This window comes from Pectobacterium wasabiae CFBP 3304 (assembly GCF_001742185.1).
Classification (GTDB): Bacteria; Pseudomonadota; Gammaproteobacteria; order Enterobacterales; family Enterobacteriaceae; genus Pectobacterium; species Pectobacterium wasabiae.
The window spans coordinates 3,351,155-3,370,181 of record NZ_CP015750.1; the positions used below are offsets into that span (position 1 = coordinate 3,351,155).

The 19,027-nt window shown below is 52.1% G+C and carries 19 protein-coding genes; 8 read left to right on the plus strand and 11 right to left on the minus strand.

What is annotated here, in order from left to right; genetic code table 11:
• Window positions 1–37: 37 nt before the first annotated feature.
• Together ybfE and ybfF are read right to left on the minus strand one after the other, a co-directional pair.
• Window positions 38–319, minus strand: a complete 282-nt coding sequence (gene ybfE / locus A7983_RS15140; RefSeq protein WP_005973848.1) for a LexA regulated protein — start codon at window positions 317–319, stop codon at window positions 38–40.
• A 292-nt stretch (window positions 320–611) separates the two neighbouring features.
• A complete protein-coding gene (gene ybfF / locus A7983_RS15145; RefSeq protein ID WP_039477576.1) occupies window positions 612–1,379 on the minus strand; it encodes an esterase in 768 nt (255 codons plus the stop codon).
• Window positions 1,380–1,662: 283 nt separating this feature from the next.
• Between ybfF and seqA the strand changes: the two genes are divergently transcribed.
• Window positions 1,663–2,199, plus strand: a complete 537-nt coding sequence (gene seqA / locus A7983_RS15150; protein ID WP_005973851.1) for a replication initiation negative regulator SeqA — start codon at window positions 1,663–1,665, stop codon at window positions 2,197–2,199.
• 125 nt (window positions 2,200–2,324) lie between these two features.
• Window positions 2,325–3,968 carry a phosphoglucomutase (alpha-D-glucose-1,6-bisphosphate-dependent) gene (gene pgm / locus A7983_RS15155; protein ID WP_005973853.1) on the plus strand — a complete coding sequence of 548 codons (1,644 nt, stop codon included), beginning with the start codon at window positions 2,325–2,327 and terminating at the stop codon, window positions 3,966–3,968.
• Window positions 3,969–4,054: 86 nt separating this feature from the next.
• Here the strand turns inward: pgm and A7983_RS15160 are convergent, their stop codons facing one another.
• From A7983_RS15160 to kdpF, 7 genes are all read right to left on the minus strand, one after another.
• On the minus strand, window positions 4,055–4,483 hold the full coding sequence (locus tag A7983_RS15160) for an EamA family transporter (RefSeq protein WP_039477574.1): 429 nt from the start codon (window positions 4,481–4,483) through the stop codon (window positions 4,055–4,057).
• Between the two features lie 82 nt (window positions 4,484–4,565).
• Window positions 4,566–5,246 carry a two-component system response regulator KdpE gene (kdpE, locus tag A7983_RS15165; protein ID WP_005973857.1) on the minus strand — a complete coding sequence of 227 codons (681 nt, stop codon included), beginning with the start codon at window positions 5,244–5,246 and terminating at the stop codon, window positions 4,566–4,568.
• A 5-nt stretch (window positions 5,247–5,251) separates the two neighbouring features.
• Entirely contained in the window at window positions 5,252–7,984 is a 2,733-nt protein-coding gene (gene kdpD, locus A7983_RS15170; protein ID WP_005973858.1) for a two-component system sensor histidine kinase KdpD, read from the minus strand.
• 129 nt (window positions 7,985–8,113) lie between these two features.
• On the minus strand, window positions 8,114–8,689 hold the full coding sequence (gene kdpC / locus A7983_RS15175) for a potassium-transporting ATPase subunit KdpC (protein ID WP_005973859.1): 576 nt from the start codon (window positions 8,687–8,689) through the stop codon (window positions 8,114–8,116).
• Between the two features lie 12 nt (window positions 8,690–8,701).
• Complete coding sequence (gene kdpB, locus A7983_RS15180; RefSeq protein WP_005973860.1) at window positions 8,702–10,846, minus strand: potassium-transporting ATPase subunit KdpB; 2,145 nt, start codon at window positions 10,844–10,846, stop codon at window positions 8,702–8,704.
• 15 nt (window positions 10,847–10,861) lie between these two features.
• Entirely contained in the window at window positions 10,862–12,550 is a 1,689-nt protein-coding gene (kdpA, locus tag A7983_RS15185; RefSeq protein ID WP_005973861.1) for a potassium-transporting ATPase subunit KdpA, read from the minus strand.
• On the minus strand, window positions 12,550–12,639 hold the full coding sequence (kdpF, locus tag A7983_RS15190; RefSeq protein ID WP_039477570.1) for a K(+)-transporting ATPase subunit F: 90 nt from the start codon (window positions 12,637–12,639) through the stop codon (window positions 12,550–12,552). The genes kdpA and kdpF overlap by 1 nt, the downstream gene beginning before the upstream one ends.
• A gap of 239 nt (window positions 12,640–12,878) precedes the next feature.
• On the opposite strand from kdpF, the gene A7983_RS15195 reads away from it, so the two are divergent.
• Together A7983_RS15195 and A7983_RS15200 are read left to right on the plus strand one after the other, a co-directional pair.
• Window positions 12,879–13,430, plus strand: coding sequence for a hypothetical protein (locus tag A7983_RS15195; protein WP_005973862.1), 552 nt, complete (start codon window positions 12,879–12,881; stop codon window positions 13,428–13,430).
• Between the two features lie 131 nt (window positions 13,431–13,561).
• Window positions 13,562–14,095 carry a hypothetical protein gene (locus A7983_RS15200; protein ID WP_005973864.1) on the plus strand — a complete coding sequence of 178 codons (534 nt, stop codon included), beginning with the start codon at window positions 13,562–13,564 and terminating at the stop codon, window positions 14,093–14,095.
• 96 nt (window positions 14,096–14,191) lie between these two features.
• On the opposite strand, the gene A7983_RS15205 is transcribed toward A7983_RS15200, so the two are convergent.
• Window positions 14,192–14,773, minus strand: a complete 582-nt coding sequence (locus A7983_RS15205; protein ID WP_005973865.1) for a DUF4291 domain-containing protein — start codon at window positions 14,771–14,773, stop codon at window positions 14,192–14,194.
• Between the two features lie 31 nt (window positions 14,774–14,804).
• Window positions 14,805–14,948: a hypothetical protein gene (locus A7983_RS23955; protein ID WP_156105175.1), complete on the minus strand. Its 144-nt coding sequence runs from the start codon at window positions 14,946–14,948 to the stop codon at window positions 14,805–14,807.
• A 284-nt stretch (window positions 14,949–15,232) separates the two neighbouring features.
• On the opposite strand from A7983_RS23955, the gene A7983_RS15210 reads away from it, so the two are divergent.
• The 4 genes from A7983_RS15210 to A7983_RS15225 all read left to right on the plus strand — a co-directional run bounded on the left by A7983_RS15210 (window position 15,233) and on the right by A7983_RS15225 (window position 18,905).
• Window positions 15,233–15,439 carry a YbfA family protein gene (locus A7983_RS15210; RefSeq protein ID WP_005973866.1) on the plus strand — a complete coding sequence of 69 codons (207 nt, stop codon included), beginning with the start codon at window positions 15,233–15,235 and terminating at the stop codon, window positions 15,437–15,439.
• A gap of 282 nt (window positions 15,440–15,721) precedes the next feature.
• Window positions 15,722–16,681: a YbgA family protein gene (locus A7983_RS15215; RefSeq protein ID WP_005973868.1), complete on the plus strand. Its 960-nt coding sequence runs from the start codon at window positions 15,722–15,724 to the stop codon at window positions 16,679–16,681.
• 21 nt (window positions 16,682–16,702) lie between these two features.
• On the plus strand, window positions 16,703–18,169 hold the full coding sequence (phrB, locus tag A7983_RS15220) for a deoxyribodipyrimidine photo-lyase (protein WP_005973870.1): 1,467 nt from the start codon (window positions 16,703–16,705) through the stop codon (window positions 18,167–18,169).
• Window positions 18,162–18,905 carry a type 2 GTP cyclohydrolase I gene (locus A7983_RS15225; protein WP_005973872.1) on the plus strand — a complete coding sequence of 248 codons (744 nt, stop codon included), beginning with the start codon at window positions 18,162–18,164 and terminating at the stop codon, window positions 18,903–18,905. The genes phrB and A7983_RS15225 overlap by 8 nt, the downstream gene beginning before the upstream one ends.
• The last annotated feature ends 122 nt before the right edge of the window (window positions 18,906–19,027 follow it).

A 19,027-nucleotide genomic window follows, 5' to 3' on the forward strand; every position in this document is an offset into this window, starting at 1 on the left:
ATGAAACCCGCACTATATGAATATCGCGTTACGTCAATCAGGGCTGCTGTTCGGCCAACTGTGCCAGCAGCATCTCTTCAATCAATTCACTGCGGCTAATGTTCCGCTGCTCAGCAAGGCTGTTCAGGATATCCACAGCGTCGCTGTTAATCTTTAATTCAACACGGCGCAAGCCACGCACTTTATCGCGACGTAGTTGATTACGCTTGTTAATTCTTAGTTGTTCGTCACGTGTGAGCGGGTTGGTCTTGGGGCGGCCCGGACGACGCTCATCTGCGAACAGATCCAGTGTAGTGCGATCCGTTTGTTCTTTTGCCATAAGTAATGATACTGCAAGGTATTCGGACCAAAATACACCGGGCTGCCCGTGCTGTCCTACAGATAAAATCGATGCCTACTCTCACTCTGCAATAGGATTGTCAGGGTGCGGTTTGGCTATCTGTGGAGCATACCGGGAAATTACGCGTGCACTTTGGTGAAGTGGTTACAATGACTTGTGGCTGAATCAGCCGTCCCTCTACTGCGGACGCCATCATACCCTAGCCGCACTGGCGGCGACAACGGTTAACTGCCGCTGTTGCCATGAATCCGCCAGTGTGTGTATGGTCTGGTTAATTCGCGTCCAGAAAACGGTGGATAGCGCGCAAAACGGCATCGGGTTTTTCTGAGTGAACCCAGTGACCCGCTCCGCTGACAACGTGCGCCCGCGCCGCGGGGAACTGACGCAGCAGCGAATCACGGTAGCGATCGTCCAGATAGGGGGAATCGCCGCCGCGGATGAACAATATTGGCCCTTGCCAGGCTGGAACCTCTTGCCAACCAACGATGTTTTCGTATTCATCCCACAAAACGGGTACGTTAAAACGCCACTCTCCCTGCTGGAAGGATTTCAGTAAAAACTGAATTACGCCTTCTTCTTTTATATGTTGGCGCATGAGTGCTGTCGCTTCTGCGCGTGATGTCAGGCCTGCTTCCGTTACGGCGCGTAGTGCGGCAAAAATAGTGTCATGGCGGCGTACCTGATAATCCACTGGTGCGATATCAATCGCGATCAGTTTGTCCAGCCGTTCAGGAATAAGAGCGCTGAGTGCCATAGCGACTTTTCCACCCATCGAATGGCCAATAACAATAGCACGTTCGATATTCAGTTCGTCCAGCAGCGCCAACACGTCCTGCGCCATCGCGGGGTAGTTCATCTGCGATGAACGTGGAGACAAACCGTGATTGCGTAAATCGATTTGCAGGATGTCATGTGTGTTTTGCAACTCTCGACCTAGTACACCAAGGTTATCCAGTGTGCCAAACAGGCCATGAATCAGAACAACAGGACGTTTATCTGTGGGCTGGTGCGCATTTTGCCAGCGATGATTCAATTTCATGGTGAAGTTCATTCAGAGAGACATTGGCTTAGGGTATCATGACTTTAGAAGCAATGTTGTCACTGAAGGAACGGTAAGAGACACGTATAGCTACTTGAATGGATGTGAAAGGCATTGGGGCATAGTCTGACTTTTGGTATTGTCCCGTTATGCCGCTGTTCGATAATGTTTGAACGCCTGTATAATCCTTTTGATTTGAGTCATCTACCCATTGATGTCGGGTTGCAGAAGGGAACCTCTCTGTAATCTGTACGATAGTGGGTAAAAACAGCACTGGATAAAGATGAAAACTATTGAAGTCGACGAAGAGCTTTATCGTTATATTGCCAGCCACACACAGCATATTGGTGAGAGCGCATCGGATATTTTACGACGCATGCTGAAATTTACTGCTGGGCAGCCGGTTAGTACGCCAGCGGTAGAGGCGACGGCAACGGCTGTGTCTCAGCCTGCCACTGCGCCAAGCCCGCGCGATCGGGTTCGCACCCTGCGTGAGCTGCTGCTGTCAGATGAATACGCTGAACAAAATAAGGCCATTAATCGCTTTATGTTGGTTTTGTGCTCGCTATATACCCTGGCGCCGCAGGAATTTGCTGCTGCGACGGAATCGCTTCATGGCCGGACCCGGGTCTATTTCGCGGGCGACCAACAAACATTGCTTCAGCATGGCACACACACAAAGCCTAAACATATTCCGGGCACGCCATACTGGGTGATTACCAACACGAATACGGGTCGTAAACGCAGTATGGTTGAGCACATTATGCTGACGATGCAGTTCCCTGCGGAACTCACTGAAAAAGTGTGCGGAACCATCTAATCATCTATCTATCCCCTACATAATTCGAGTGGCGTGAAGTCAACGCACAAGTAACTTGAAGGATGAGGGGGGAACACTAACCACTTATCTAACTACACTAACTACAGCGTTAGGGAGAAGCGCCAATGGCTAATCACCCAAGGGCCGGGCAGCCTGCCCAGCAGAGCGATTTGATTAATGTGGCACAGTTAACGTCACAATATTATGTGCTGCGCCCGGAAGTCGGCAATACCGCGCATGCGGTGAAATTCGGTACGTCTGGCCATCGTGGTAGCGCCGGGCGTCATAGCTTTAATGAACCGCACATTCTGGCAATTGCGCAGGCCATTGCAGAAGAACGCAAAAAGCAGGGCATCAGCGGCCCGTGCTATGTAGGGAAAGATACCCACGCGCTCTCCGAGCCAGCGTTTATTTCCGTGCTGGAAGTGTTGGCTGCCAACGGTGTGGATGTCATTGTTCAGTTGGATAATGGTTTTACCCCAACGCCTGCGGTGTCTAACGCGATTTTGGTTCACAATCGTCAGGGTGGCGCGCTGGCGGACGGCATTGTGATTACGCCGTCCCACAACCCGCCGGAAGATGGCGGTATCAAATATAATCCACCGAATGGCGGTCCTGCGGATACTAATCTCACTAGCGTGATTGAGACGCGCGCGAATGCGCTGCTGGCAGATGAACTGCGTGACGTGAAACGCATTACGCTGGATCAGGCGCTGAAAAGCGGACATGTCCACGAGCAGGATCTGGTTCAGGCTTATGTAGAAGGTCTGGCTAGCGTGGTAGACATGGCGGCGATTCAACGCGCCGGTCTGAAACTGGGTGTTGACCCGCTGGGTGGTTCCGGTATTGCCTATTGGCAGCGTATCGCAGAGCACTACAAGCTGGATCTGACGCTGGTTAATGACGCCGTCGATCAGACATTCCGCTTTATGTCGCTGGATCACGACGGAGCAATCCGTATGGATTGCTCGTCAGAATTTGCCATGGCTGGATTGCTGGCGCTGCGTGATAAATTCGATCTGGCGTTTGCCAACGATCCTGACTATGACCGCCACGGTATTGTCACCCCGGCAGGGCTGATGAATCCTAACCACTATCTGGCGGTGGCGATCGACTATCTGTTCCAGCACCGTCCACAGTGGGGGCAGTCTGTTGCTGTCGGCAAAACGCTGGTATCCAGTGCGATGATCGACCGCGTGGTGGCAGACCTGGGCCGTAAGCTGGTGGAAGTGCCGGTTGGCTTCAAATGGTTTGTTGATGGCCTGTATGACGGCAGCTTTGGCTTCGGTGGTGAAGAGAGCGCGGGGGCTTCCTTCCTGCGCTTTGACGGTACGCCGTGGTCAACGGACAAAGACGGGATCATCCTGTGTCTGCTGGCCGCGGAAATTACGGCCGTGACGGGTAAAAACCCGCAGCAGCATTATGATGAGCTGGCACAGCGCTTTGGTGCGCCGAGCTACAACCGTATTCAAGCTTCTGCAACGCATGCACAAAAAGCTGTGCTGTCTAAACTGTCGCCTGAGCAGGTGTCAGCCAGCACGTTGGCGGGTGATCCGATTACTGCTCGCCTGACCGCCGCGCCGGGTAACGGGGCATCAATTGGTGGCCTGAAAGTGATGACGGAGAATGGCTGGTTTGCTGCGCGCCCTTCCGGTACGGAAGAAGCCTACAAGATCTACTGTGAAAGTTTCCTCGGGGTGGAACACCGCGAGCGAATCGAAAAAGAAGCGGTAGAGATTGTTAGTGCGGTGCTGGCAAGCGCCAAATAAGTGAAAAGGCGCTGCTTGCAGCGCCTTTACGATCTATCCGTTACTACCGCTCTGCGGGTTTTGTCAGTAACTTTTGTAGAATAGGTTTATCCCAACGCGACCAGCAGCGCTCCGACGGAAATCAGTGCCACGCCGGCTCCCGCCATCAGTGAAATTTTTTCTCCCAGCAGTATGACTGCCAGAACGACCGCGAAGACCACGCTGAGTTTATCGATCGGCGCGACCTGTGCGACGTTATCGTTCTTCAAGGCGACAAAGTAGAACAGCCACGATAGCGCCCCCGCGACGCCGCTGAGCACAATGAACAACAGCGCTTTCTTATTCGCGATAACCTCACCGACCAGCGCCAGCTTACCTTGTGCGACGACTACCCCCACCAGAAAAAGTGCCATGATGACGGCACGAATCGCGGTCGCCGTATTGGCGTCCAAATTTTGCAGACCGATCTTGCCAAATATTGCGACCATCGCGGCACATACGGCAGACAACAAAGCATAAATTAACCAACTACTCATGACGGTGTATCCCTGAAGAAAAGGCAGGCGCGTACCGCGAGAGAAATTCTCCACGGGCGTTGCCTGATACAGAAAGATGATTTTACGGCATAAATCGATAACCGATAGCGGTTTCAGTCAAGAGATGGCGCGGTCTTGCAGGATCGCTTTCCAGCTTTTGCCGCAGATGCCCCATGTAAATACGCAGATAGTGGCTGTGCTCGACGGCGTTTGGCCCCCAGACTTGCGTCAGGAGCTGGCGCTGCGTCAGTACTTTGCCGGGGTTGGCAAGTAAGGTTGCCAGCAGACGAAATTCGATGGGCGTCAGGTGCAGTTCCTGACCGTCGCGGTTCACCTGCCGATTAAGCAAATCTACGGTGATCGTACCGAAGCTCACCAGCGGCGTTTCCTGCTGAGTATGGCTGTGGCGACGCAGTGCGACGCGCAACCGTGCCAGTAACTCGCCGATGCCAAATGGTTTAGTCAGGTAATCATCGGCACCAGCATCCAGCGCCTCTATTTTATCCTGCTCGTCGGTACGGGCAGACAGCACAATTACGGGCAGGCTGCTCCACTGACGTAAATCACGGATATAGTCGATACCGTTGCCGTCCGGCAGGCCTAAATCGAGAATGATCAGATCGGGTTTGCGCGTGGCCGCTTCCAGCAGGCCGCGCTGCATCGTTTCTGCATCAAACACGCGACAGCCTTCGCCTTCCAGCGCCTGACGAACAAAACGACGGATCTCTTTTTCATCTTCGACGATCAGAATAGTGGCCTGCAATGGATTTAGTGCTCCTCAATCTCTTCTGGTTCAAGATCCGGCGGTGCCGACAGGGGTAGCGTGAAATGGAAGGCTGCACCACCATTTTCAGTATGGCTTGCCCAGATACGGCCACCGTGTATTTCTATAACGGCTCGACAGATCGCCAGCCCCAGCCCGACGCCGGGAATCGATGACTCTTTGTGACCACGGGAAAATTTATCAAAAATCATGCTTTCTTGGCCGTGCTCAATCCCCGGCCCATTATCCTGCACGATGATTTCCAGTGCATTTTCCTGCATATCGGTCTGCGGAATAGCGTGTGCCGTAATGACGATCGTGGCCTGCTCTCCGGCGTACTTCAGCGCATTCTCCAACAGGTTAATGAACACGCGTTCCACTAGCCCCGCATCACAATAAACCAGAACCATCTCATCAGGTAGATTAACCTGAATGGTGTTTTTCGCCAGTGCGCTTTCCAACTGTTGCAGAGCACTGCCGATTAATTCTTCAGGTGTTTGCCACTCTTTGCGCAGGTTAAAACCATCCGACTGAATACGTGCCATATCGAGCAGATTATTCACCAGCCGTGTGGTGTTCAAAATGTGCTGGCGGATCTGGTTGGCTTGCGGTGCATAAGGCGAGCCTTCACTCGCCAGATTCAGCGTCAGAATCTCGGCCTGACCAAAGAGTACCGTCAGCGGCGTGCGCAGATCGTGCGAGAGCGCGGCAAGCAGCGAGTTACGCAACTGCTCACGCTCGGCATCCAGCCGGGCATTTTCCGTGCTTTGCATCAGGTGCAGACGCTCCAGCGCATTCGCGATCAGCACGGTAAAGGTTTCCAGCAGTCGCTGCTGCTCGGGAATCATCAACTGCCGCGCGTTATTGGGTTCAATCGCCAGCACGCCAAAGGTTTGCTGCGTGGTGGTGAGTGGCAGAACCTGATACGACACACCAGGCAGGGTGGATGTCCCCGCACCGGCAGGCGCACGGTGATCGACGCTCCAACGTGCGATAGCGTTATCAACAATCAAGGACTGGTGATCCCGCGTGGGCTGCTGGCGGTCGGGTGAAATGGGGGGCAGGCTATCGGTCAACAGCACGGCGATCTTGGCCTGAAACGTGGTGCTGAGGAAATGCTGGCTGGTTTCGACGATATCCGTGCTGGACAGGCTACGGTTCAGCGCCTTGGACATCTCATACAGATGGCGGACGCGCTGCTCGCGATAACGAGCGACCCTGGCCTGATAGCGCACGCCTGCCGTCAGATTACCGACCAGCAGGCCGACGCCGAGCATCACGGCAAAGGTAAGCAGATATTGTGCATCCGACACGGCAAACGTACCGCGCGGCAAAATGAAAAAGAGATCGAAACTGGCGACGTTGATGACGGCGGCGAATACCGATGGCCAACGACCGAAGAATAGCGCGACAATGACGACAGCCAGCAGATAAATCATCACCAGATTAACCGATTCCAGCATGGCAAACGGTGACCATGAAGCGAGTAGGGTGATAAAGGCACATAGTAACGTTGCCAACCCGCAACCGAATAACTGCATGCGCCATTTTTCTACCAGCCCGCGAGCATCGGGCGTTTTAATTGGTGCGGCAGGCGGGTCATCCTGTACGGCTACGACAACCAGATCGAGATCGGGCCCCAATCTGCCGAGTCGTTCGGCAAAGCGAGTGCGCCACCACCAGCCGAAGCGCTGTTCCACATGGCGACCAATGACAATTTTGCCGAGGTTGTGCTCACGCGCATAACGCAGGACGGCAAGCTCTTCGTCGGGTTCCGATAGCGTAACGGTTTCAGCTCCGAGATCTTGTGCTAGCTTGAGTGCCCGCAAAATGGCACGCCGCTGCGGTTCGGGTAAGCGATGTAAGCGCGGGGTTTCGACATAAACCGCGTGCCAGGCGCTGCCTAAGCGTGCCGCTAGCCGTGCTGCGGTGCGCACCAGCTTTTCATTGCCGGTGCCGTGACCGATGCATAACAGAATGGCATCGCGGGTATGCCAGACCTGCTCGCGACCTTGTCCCGCACGCATAGCGCGCATTTGATCGTCAACCCGATCGGCCAGACGCCGCAGTGCCAGCTCGCGCAGGGCGATTAAATTGCCTTTACGAAAAAAGTTCTCGACGGCGCGTTCTGCCTGGAGCGGCAAATACACTTTGCCTTCATTCAGACGTTGCCGCAGATCGTCCGGTGGCAGATCCACCAAAATGACTTCGCTGGCCTGATCGAAAATCGGATCTGGCACCGTTTCCCGCACTTTGATGCCGGTGACACCGCCGACCACGTCATTCAGGCTTTCCAGATGCTGGACGTTCACCGTGGTAAAGACATCGATACCGGCATCGAGCAGTTCCTGCACATCCTGCCAGCGTTTGGGGTGACGCGATCCACTCACGTTGCTGTGTGCCAGTTCGTCGATCAGAATCAGCGCCGGACAGCGTGCCAGCGCGGCATCCAGATCGAATTCGACAGTGTGGCGACCGTGATGGCGAAGGTGCTTGAGCGGCAGTTGCGGTAACCCATCCAGCAGCGCGGCAGTTTCACTGCGGCCGTGGGTTTCGACCACACCGACAAGAATATCCAATCCCTGTGCCCGCAGCCGTTGCGCTTCTTGCAACATGGCATAGGTTTTCCCTACGCCCGCGCAGGCACCAAAAAAGATTTTCAGCTTGCCACGCGGCAGTGTACCGATCTGAGCCAGCAGGCTATCGGGGTCCGGGCGACGATCTTCACCGTCAATCATGAGCTATCCTTTATTGGCGCGGCCTGAACCGATGTCAGGCCGCAGATAATCTCATTACCACCGCGCGAAGCTCTCTGCCTACAGCCTCAGCGGGGTTTCGTATAATCTTTAATAGTAACGCAGTGTCGATTAAGGCAGTGGTTTTTCCTCATCCAGCGCCAGATTCAACAACAGGACATTGACCGTCGGCTGCCCAATGAACGCGGGCTTGCTCGACTCGGTAAAGTGGTCGATCAATTGTTGTATCTGCTGGAGCGACATCCCTCTGGCCTGCGCGATGTAGAGCGCCTGATAGCGAGCCGCCTCTGGGGAAATCTGCGGGTCCAGCCCGCTGCCGGATGCTGTCAACAGCTCGGTAGGTATGGGTTGCTGATTGCCGATGGTCTGATGCCAATAAGTGGCGCGTTCACTTAGCTGCTTATCCAGCGCCGGATTGCTGGCGGCCAAATTGCTACCGCCGGAAGCTAGCGCGTTATAGGGCGCATCTGACGTGGCGGAAGGACGTCCCTGAAAATAGCCCGCCTGGCTGAACGGCTGCCCGATTAGAGATGAACCGACGACGGCATTATCACGATAAATCAGCGATCCATTTGCCTGTGCTGGGAACAGCCACTGTGCCAGCACGGTGGTCAGCAGCGGGTACGCCAGACCAGTAAACAACACTAATAACAAGAATAAACACAAAGAAGAACGTAAATAGCGCATACCCGTCAGTCCTTAAGCCAGATTCAGCCCGGTCAGTAACATATCAATGAGCTTGATACCAAGGAACGGCACCAGCAGCCCGCCAAGACCATAAATCCACAGATTGCGACTTAGCTGTGCTGCCGCGCTCATGGGGCGATAGCGAACCCCTTTAAGCGCCAGCGGGATCAGAAACACAATAATCAGCGCGTTGAAGATCACCGCCGACAGCATGGCCGACGTGGGGGAGTGCAACTGCATCACGTTGAGCGCATTGAGCTGCGGATAGGTGGCAGCAAAAGCGGCCGGGATAATGGCGAAATACTTCGCCACGTCGTTGGCGATACTGAACGTCGTCAGCGAGCCGCGTGTCATCAGCATCTGCTTGCCGATATGTACCACTTCGATCAGCTTGGTCGGGTTGGAATCCAGATCGACCATGTTGCCCGCTTCTTTTGCTGCCTGCGTACCGGAGTTCATGGCAACCGCCACGTCTGCCTGCGCCAGTGCGGGAGCATCGTTGGTGCCGTCGCCGGTCATCGCTACCAGTCGGCCTTCGGCCTGATATTGGCGAATCAATTCCAGCTTGGTTTCTGGCGTCGCTTCCGCCAGAAAGTCATCAACGCCCGCTTCTGCGGCAATGGCCGCCGCCGTGAGCGGGTTGTCACCGGTGATCATCACGGTTTTGATTCCCATGCTGCGCAGTTCGGCGAAACGTGCTTTGATACCGCTTTTCACGATATCTTTCAGTTCCACCACGCCGAGCACGCGTTTGCCTTCCGCAACGACCAGCGGCGTTCCCCCACTGCGTGCCACATTGGATACCGCTTCCTCGACCTGATGTGGGAAATCGCCGTTATTCGCTTCAATGTAGCGACGCAAGGCATCGACAGCGCCTTTACGAATGGTACGTTGGCCGAAATTGACACCGCTCATGCGCGTCTGGGCGGTAAAGGGAACAAAGGTCGCGTCCAGCGAGCGTAAGTCCTGTTCCGCCAGATTAAAGCGCTGCTTTGCCAGCACCACGATGCTGCGGCCCTCGGGTGTTTCATCCGCCAAAGACGCGAGACGTGCGGCGTCAGCCAGCGCCTGCTCGGTGACGCCCGGTGCAGGCAGAAAAGCGGAAGCCTGGCGGTTACCCAGCGTAATGGTGCCGGTTTTATCGAGCAGCAGAACGTCGATATCGCCCGCCGCTTCGACGGCCCGCCCGCTGGTGGCAATGACGTTCGCTCCCAACATTCGGCTCATCCCCGCTACGCCGATAGCCGACAGCAGGCCACCGATAGTGGTTGGGATCAGACAGACGAGCAGGGCGACAAGTACCGTCACGTCGACGACATCACCGCTGTGATTAGCCTGTACACCAAACCATGAAAACGGGTAGAGCGTGGCCGTCGCCAATAGGAAGATGAGCGTTAACTCGATCAACAAGATGGTCAGTGCGATTTCGTTTGGCGTTTTACGACGCTGCGCACCTTCAACCATGGCGATCATTCGGTCGAGGAAGGTTTCGCCCGGATTGACGCTACACTGGATCACTAACCAGTCGGACAGCACGCGCGTACCGCCAGTGACGGAAGCGAAATCGCCGCCGGACTCACGGATGACGGCGGCGGATTCCCCGGTAATGGCGCTTTCATCAACGGACGCACCGCCTTCCAGCACTTCACCGTCGCACGGGATGGTTTCACCCGCGCTCACCAGTACGAGATCGCCTTTACGTAGGCTGTCAGCCGGAACCGATTCCGAACTGGCATTGTGATTGGGTGCAGAGAGCTTGTTCGCCCAACTGGTTTTCTTTACGCCTTTCAGCGCATTTGCCTGTGCTTTGCTGCGGCCTTCCGCCAATGCTTCAGCCATGTTGGCAAACAGCACGGTAAACCATAGCCAGAGTGTCACCAGTCCGGTGAATACAGCATTGCCTTCGGTTTTACCTGCCAGAATAGCCAGCCAGACGAGGCTCGTCAGCATGCTACCGAGGTACACCACAAACATAACCGGGTTGCGCCACTGCACGCGCGGGTCGAGTTTCTTCAGCGCCTCTTTTAGCGCTGAGCGGATTAACGTGCTGTCGAACAGCGTTTGCTGTTTACGTTTGCCAACGTGGCGGGAGGCCTCACCCTGTTGCGATGAGGTCGGTTCCTGTGTTGCCTGATGATTCATCGTGTGACGAGTCATAAAAAATCTCCAGCCTTAGTGAGTCAGGCCGAACTGTAAATGTTCAGCAACTGGCCCTAACGCCAGTGCAGGGATAAATGTCAACGCACCAATTAGCAGAACGATGGCGATGAGCATGCCGATAAACAGCGGACTACGGGTGGACAATGAGCCTTTGCTTTCCGGCTGGCGCTTTTTCACCACCAGCGAACCGGCGATAGCCAGCACCGGCAGCATGACGGTAAAGCGGCCCAGCAGCATGGCGACAGCGAGCAGCACGTTGTAGAACGGCGTATTGACGCTCAGGCCAGCAAACGCGCTGCCGTTGTTGTTCGCGGCGGAAGACACGGCATAGAGCACTTCACTAAAGCCGTGCGCGCCGGGGTTCAGAATGCCGCTGCGGCCGGCTTCTGTACTCAGTGCCAGCGCGGTGCCGAGCAACACCAGTGCGGGGGGAATCAGAATCGCCAGCGCCGTCATCTTCATCTCATAGACTTCGATCTTTTTGCCCAAATATTCCGGTGAGCGGCCAATCATCAGGCCAGCGATAAAGACGGTCAGAAGCACAAACAGCAGCATGCCGTACAACCCTGAACCGACGCCACCGAACACCACTTCGCCAATCTGCATCAGCCACAGGGGAACCATACCGCCGAGCGCCGTGAAGGAGTCATGCATGGCGTTCACCGCACCTGTTGACGTCGCGGTGGTGACAACGGCATACAGGCTGGACGTCAGTACGCCAAAACGTGTCTCTTTGCCTTCCAGATTTGCCGCGCTGTCCGCCCCTAATGCCAGTAGATGGGGGTTACCGGTGACCTCCATTTTCATCATGACGGCAGCCGCGACGATAAAGATCAGCGCCATCGCCCACAGCAGTGCATGACCCTGACGCTTGTCGCTCACGGCCTTACCAAAGGCGAAGCACAGCGCGGTAGGAATCAGCAGGATCGTCAGCATTTGCACGATGTTGCTCAGTGCTGTCGGGTTTTCAAACGGATGCGCCGAGTTTGCGCCAAAGAAGCCGCCACCGTTGGTGCCTAGCAGTTTAATCGCTTCCTGTGAGGCGACAGGCCCCATTGGTAGCGTTTGGGCTGTTCCGCCCAGCGTGGTTAAATGTTGATAAGGCAGCAGGTTCTGCAACACCCCTTGACTGACGAAGAACAGCGCTAACAGCAGAGACAGCGGCAGTAACACGTACAGCGTGATACGCAACAGATCGAGCCACGCGTTGCCTAATGTATCGACACAGCGACGGGAAAATGCGCGGATTAACGCGAAGGCCACCGCAATACCGCTGGCGGCAGAAAGGAAGTTTTGTACCGTTAGTCCGACCATCTGGCTCAGGTAGCTCAGCGTGTTTTCACCGCTGTAAGCCTGCCAGTTGGTGTTGGTGACAAAACTGATAGCCGTGTTTAACGCTAAATGCCACGACAGCCCCGGCATATTTTCTGGGTTAAGCGGTAGATAGCCCTGCGCCATTAACAGCACAAACAGGACGACAATCCCGAGCAGGTTGAGGGTCAAAATAGCCATCGCATACTGCTGCCAGCGCATCTCCGTTGTATCCAGAGCGAAGAAGCGCGCCATCCCCGTTTCGAATTTTTGCAGGAACACCCCTGTTTCGCCTTCAATCAGGCGAGTCAGCCCACTACCCAACGGCTGGGCTACGATCAGCACCGTGAGCAGCAGGCCAAAGATCAGTAAAAAAGCGTCAGCGGCCATCAGAATTCCTCCGCCTTCAACAAGGCATAAACCAGATAGACCAGTAACAGCAGCACGAGCAGGCTGCCTAAGACGATGCTGAGCGTCACAACACACCTCCGGAACAAAATAGACAGCGTGAGGGTAGAGAAAAGCAGGAAAAGAAGGTGCAAATTTCCCGTCTGTGGGCGTAAAAAAAGTATAAAAATGGGCTGAAATGGAAAGTAGACGGTGGAGATCTCCACATAAAAATATGTAAAATGTTGATATCCTTGGCTTGGTAAGGATATAGGATAAATTAATAGGCAGAGCGTGTTTTATTTATGGAGAGATATAGTAAGGTGATGAAATGAATCAGCAAGTTGAATTTTATATGGAACCTATTCGGTTTTTTAAAAACCCATTGTTTTTATCTGGATCTAAAAAATCCTCATTTAAACACGATGTGATTGCGAAAAAAGATGATGCTTTAAGGCTTATTTTTAGCCAGGACGTACCTTCAGGTTATTGGATTTGGGATGATTTTTTTTCTGGTCTAATATCAGAATTGATATTAGATGATAATTATGATTTAGCACATAAAGATATCGTTAAGAAAATCATAGCTGAGAATGATAACACATTAAAAGAAACTATAAGGAAAAGGAAAGAATATCTTATAAGAAAAAAGGCAGGACTGGCCGGTAATTCTGAGTATGATGAGTTTGTTAAGGAGGTCGGTGATGAGTGCAATTATATGTTAATGATGCTGAGTGTGCAGAGATATTTGAAAGGCGAGGGCGTTAACAATAAACTTGAGGAGTTGTTCGATATTTTTAAAATGGGTTTTTTACCTTGTGGGGTGAAGAAAAACGCTAATGAAATCGTTATTTTTGATCCATCAGTATTAACGGTTGTTTAACTCAGGGGTCTATAGTGTTTTAGGTGGTAATAATAACTATGGGTATGTATATAACTCGATAGGGGATAATAAGGTATTTGATATGGTTAACTCTAAATGGTTTATAATGTGGCTGAAATTACGGGGGGTAAATGAATTTATATAATAAGACATTGCTCAATGAGTTTTACTCTCAAAACTCTTCTAAAGAGGAGTTAATTAAGAGATTTGACCTTGGGTGCTATAGCCCTGCTGCGTTCATTTCAAAAGAAATAGACATCGCATCAAAAAAAGAAAATGCCGATGAATTAGAAGATGCGATAACGCTTATTTTTATTTTTAATGAAAAGGACATTCCTGTAGAACAGCTAAATTTTTTGTTACTTGAACACTGGCATTATAAGCATGAGGATATTGCTAGTTTGCTGCAGGACAGTAGTTCAGAAAGCAGTGTGGAGTGTTTATTTAAAGCCATTCAAGAGAATTATGAATACCTATCATTTGACGATAGTTATGCATTGGCAATAAAGTGTATATGGGCGTTAGGTAGAATAAATAACGAGAATGCCAAATCTAAATTATCCGAGCTGTGTCAATCAGATATAGAAATCATTAAATTGAATGCTGAAAACCAACTAGAGAGATTAGTAAATTCATCATTCGGTAGGCCACAAAACAAACAATAACATGTTCTGCGATAAAACATGTATGAATTGAGGGTTCTAATGATTTAGGCGGATTTTAATCCGTTTTCTAGCCATGATATATGCCACGGTCTATGGTTAAATATGATAAATTTCTTCATGCGGTAATTTATCATATGCTGCATTTAGTCTATTTGATATAACTAAATTGTGTATCTCAGTAACGTGTTCAGTTATATCGTGAATGTCAACTATCCATTCTTCTGTGTAACGTTTAACTGCCTCTCCTCGTAATCCAATTTGAATAGTACGATAATCCAATTTGTTCAACAGCAGATCACGCTCAGGATCCCATTGAATAACAACGTTGGAATCCGTGACTTTTTTCTTCCATTCATCATTGGATAGGCAACTGTCATCAGCACGATGACTAAGAACGCCTTGGTTGATAATTTCTCGGAAGCCACTGTGAGTGAGGTCTATTGCCAAAATTCGGTTCTGGCCGGGATCTTTTTTAGCCCAACCTGAACGATACATCATCCATAAAAATGAAGGTTTAATCCAGGTCATACGAGAAAGGCTAAATGGTGGTGAGATAAATTTTCCATTCGCAAGCGTACTATCCGCTATTTCATCAGAATATGCCTGATAAACACGAATAAACGAAGATGTGTAATAAGCTCTAAGCTGTTTTTGCGGAATTGTTTCAGAACTATCCATGCTATCGTCTCCTTAGAAATATAAAGTTAATTTAAATATTTATACCCCTTTTTTCAACCCTCATTGGATTGAAATGATCGGTATTCTTCTGGTTAGGCGCGTTGACTATCACCATCGCTTCGCCCACTTGAGCGTCAATGGTCAGGCGGGTGATTTCAAACGTTTGCTTTGCCATCGGAGAACGAGGGGATTGAAGAGACACCTAATATGCTAATCCGGCAATACACATGATGCTCATCCTCTTGCCCATAAATTAACTAATAGTAAGTTTATCGTTAACGTTATTGTAACTTAATGACGTGATGACGAAAAAGTTGGCGATTATTTCGTCTTTTTCTGGTCCGATGAGTAGTAAACTTTCAGGAAAGACGGTAAAATTTTAACCAATATCACAGTTCTTATTTTATCGTTATGAAAAGCGCCACTGAACAAGGGCGCTTATCCCTGAGGAGGATCGTTATGTCGCTTTATACTACTTATCCCTTGCACCGTATTCTCCTGCGTCGCGCCGCCGTGGTTGCCATCGGCGTCTTGACGTTACCGGTGATGCTGTTCCGCCGCGATCGGGCACGTTTTTACAGCTATCTACACCGTGTCTGGCTGAAAACCAGCGATAAACCGGTATGGATGGCGCAGTCCGAAGCTGCTGCCTGCGATTTTTATTAAGGCCAGCGTGTAAGATCTGTCGTGTTTATCTGCGGGATCGCAGATAAACACGAAAATAAACCATACTTCATTGATGGAGTGTCGGTTCAAGAGGTTTTGACGTTGTTTGATCTTCTCCCTTCTCGCTAGTTCTCCCTTTGTTCCTCTCCAATCTCATGATTTATTACTTTATTCTTTGCTATGACTACACTGAATCGCGGTGAAATCCGCTATGCTGGTCAGAGGGTTTGCAGAATGCCAACGCACATGCAGCTTGAACTATGACGGGTATAAGGATAAATCATGACGCTTGAACTCATCCCTGTTGGTATCAGCACCTGTCTGCTCGGTAACCCCGTGCGGTTTGATGGTGGACACAAGCGTTTGACGTTTGCTGCTGAACAGTTGGCACCCTATTTTCGTTTTGAGCCAGTCTGCCCGGAAATGGCGATTGGTTTACCTGTGCCGCGTCCGGCACTCAGGCTGGTGCGCGAAGGGGAAAGCTGCATCACACTACGCGCCAGCAATGGTTCGCCGCTGGATGTCACCCAGCAGATGACGGTGTTTTCTGCTGACAAAGTCAGTCAGCTTCAGCATTTATGCGGGTATATCGTCTGCGCTAAATCGCCAAGCTGCGGCATGGAGCGCGTGAAGATTTACGATGAAACGCAAAAGGATGCGCGTAAAAGTGGAATCGGCCTGTTTACGCAGGAGTTGATGCGGAAAATGCCCTGGCTGCCTGTTGAAGAAGATGGGCGTCTGCAAGATCCCGGCTTGCGGGAAAATTTCATTGAACGCGTTTATGCACTGCACGAACTGAATCAGCTATGGCAAAACGGGCTGAGCCGTGGCGCGCTAATTGCCTTTCATAGCCGCTATAAATTACTGCTGTTGGCGCATTCCCAGCCGGAATACCGTGAGCTGGGGCCGTTTGTTGCGGGGATCGATAAGTGGGAGTCGCTGGAGGACTACATTGTTGAATACCGGATGCGGTTGATGAAGCTGTTATCAACGCCTGCGACGCGACGTAACCACACCAATGTGCTGATGCATGTGCAGGGGTACTTCCGACGTCAACTCAATTCTCAACAGCGACAGGAACTGGCGCAACTTATCGATCGCTATCGGCAAGGTTTGCAGCCGCTATTGGCACCTATCACATTGCTAAAACACTACATGGCGGAATACCCCGATGCGTATCTGGCTCAGCAGCGTTACTTTGAGCCGTACCCGGAAGCGTTGCGCCTGCGTTATGGACACTAATTTGATCGCCTGAGGAGTTTCATGACCACGCATGTCGTCTGGCTGCGCAATGATCTGCGCGTTACCGATAATCTGGCGCTACACGCGGCCTGTCATGACCCGCATGCCACCGTACTGGCCGTCTTTATAGCGACACCAGCCCAGTGGAAAAAACATGATATGGCACTGCGTCAGGCGACTTTTCTGCTAGAGAATCTGACGTTGGTACAGCACGCGCTGGCCGAGAAAGGCATTCCGTTGCATTACCACGAATGTACTGATTTTTCGGCGTCGGTTGATTGGCTAGTGCAGTTCTGTGCACAGCAGCAGGCTACCGATCTTTTTTACAACCATCAGTATGAAATCAACGAGCGCCTGCGTGATAAGCAGGTGAAAGATCGGCTGGCTGATAGCGTGGTTTGCCATGGCTATCACGACAGCCTGTTGCTGCCGCCAGGTAGCGTGCTGACGGGCAACGGCGAGATGTATAAAGTATTTACGCCATTCCGTCAGGCCTTTATCAAACGCTTGCTGGAGGCGGATACCACGTGTGTACCTGCCCCAGACGTGCGTGGTGAGCCAATAAAGGACAAGGTGGCACTGTCGCCGTTCAGCTATCCGCAGGTTGAGGTTAATAGTGATGATTTCCCCTGCGGCGAACGTGTGGCATTGCAGCAACTACGCCGCTTTTGCCGCGAGCAGGTGCAGGATTATGATCGGCAGCGAGATTTCCCGGCGCAGCCTGGCACGAGCAAACTGTCTCCGTATCTGGCACTTGGAATCGTATCACCACGCCAATGTTTTAACCGCCTGCGTACCGAATGCCCAGAGATGCTGGAACGGCGCGAAGGCGGGGCATTTACTTGGTTTAACGAGTTGGTCTGGCGTGAGTTTTACCGTCACCTGATCGTCTCTTGGCCGCAGTTGTGTAAACACCGTCCGTTTACCGCGTGGACGCAGTGGGTGAAATGGCGGGAATCGCCGGAGGATTTAGCCGCCTGGCAACAGGGGAAAACCGGCTATCCGATTGTGGATGCGGCGATGCGTCAACTGAATGAAACGGGGTGGATGCATAATCGACTGCGTATGATCTGCGCCAGCTTTCTCGTCAAAGATTTACTGATCGATTGGCGTGAAGGCGAGCGCTACTTTATGTCGCAACTGCTGGATGGCGATCTGGCGGCGAATAACGGCGGCTGGCAGTGGGCGGCCTCGACCGGAACCGATGCGGCACCTTATTTTCGTATTTTTAATCCGACAACGCAGGGCGAACGTTTTGATCCCGAAGGTCGGTTTATTCGTCATTGGCTACCTGAACTGACCGCCGTGCCGGATAAAGACATTCATCAGCCCCATCGCTGGGCCGACAAACAACATTTTAAGCTGAGCTATCCGCTACCAATCGTCGACCACAAAACCGCCCGTCAGGATACGCTGGCGGCGTTTGAAGCGGCAAAGAGTATCGGCATGACGAATAACGATCGAGAAGAGAAGAGTAAGTATGCGTAATACGGAATTGGAAAGGGTCATTAACGAAAAGCTGAGTACGGCGGCGTTTCAGGATTACGCGCCTAACGGTTTACAGGTCGAGGGGCGTGCCGAAGTAAAACGTATTGTGACGGGCGTAACGGCCTCACAGGCGCTGCTGGATGCCGCGGTAGAAAAGCAGGCCGATGCGATTCTGGTTCACCACGGCTATTTTTGGAAAAACGAACCGCAGATTGTCTGTGGCATGAAGCGTAACAGACTGAAAACGCTGCTGCTCAATGATATCAACCTGTACGGCTATCACCTGCCGCTGGATGCACACCCGGAATTGGGGAATAACGCACAGTTGGCGGCGCTGCTGGAAATTCAGGTGCAGGGCATGATCGAACCGCTGGTGCCGTATGGCGAGCTGGCGCAGCCCATGACAGCAGAGGCATTTTGCCGCCGCGTAGAAAAACGGCTCGGGCGTAGCGTGCTGCATTGTGGGGATAATGCACCGCAACAGATACAGCGCGTGGCCTGGTGTACTGGTGGCGGTCAGGGTTTTATTGAACAAGCGGCGCGATTCGGCGTCGATGCTTTTATTACTGGTGAAGTGTCTGAACAAACGATTCATATCGCGCGAGAAATGGGGCTGCATTTCTTTGCTGCCGGACACCACGCGACCGAGCGTGGCGGTATTCGCGCGTTGGGCGAATGGCTGGCGGCACAACATGGTTTTGATGTGACATTTATTGATATACCTAACCCGGCCTGATGGGCTGAAAGTAGCGGTATCGCACATGAATGATGGTGTGTTTTGTATGTTGGCATCGTTGTTGCTTGGCTATTGAGAAGAGCATATATCAGTAAGCAACGCTAATCATTTAGCCATGTTCA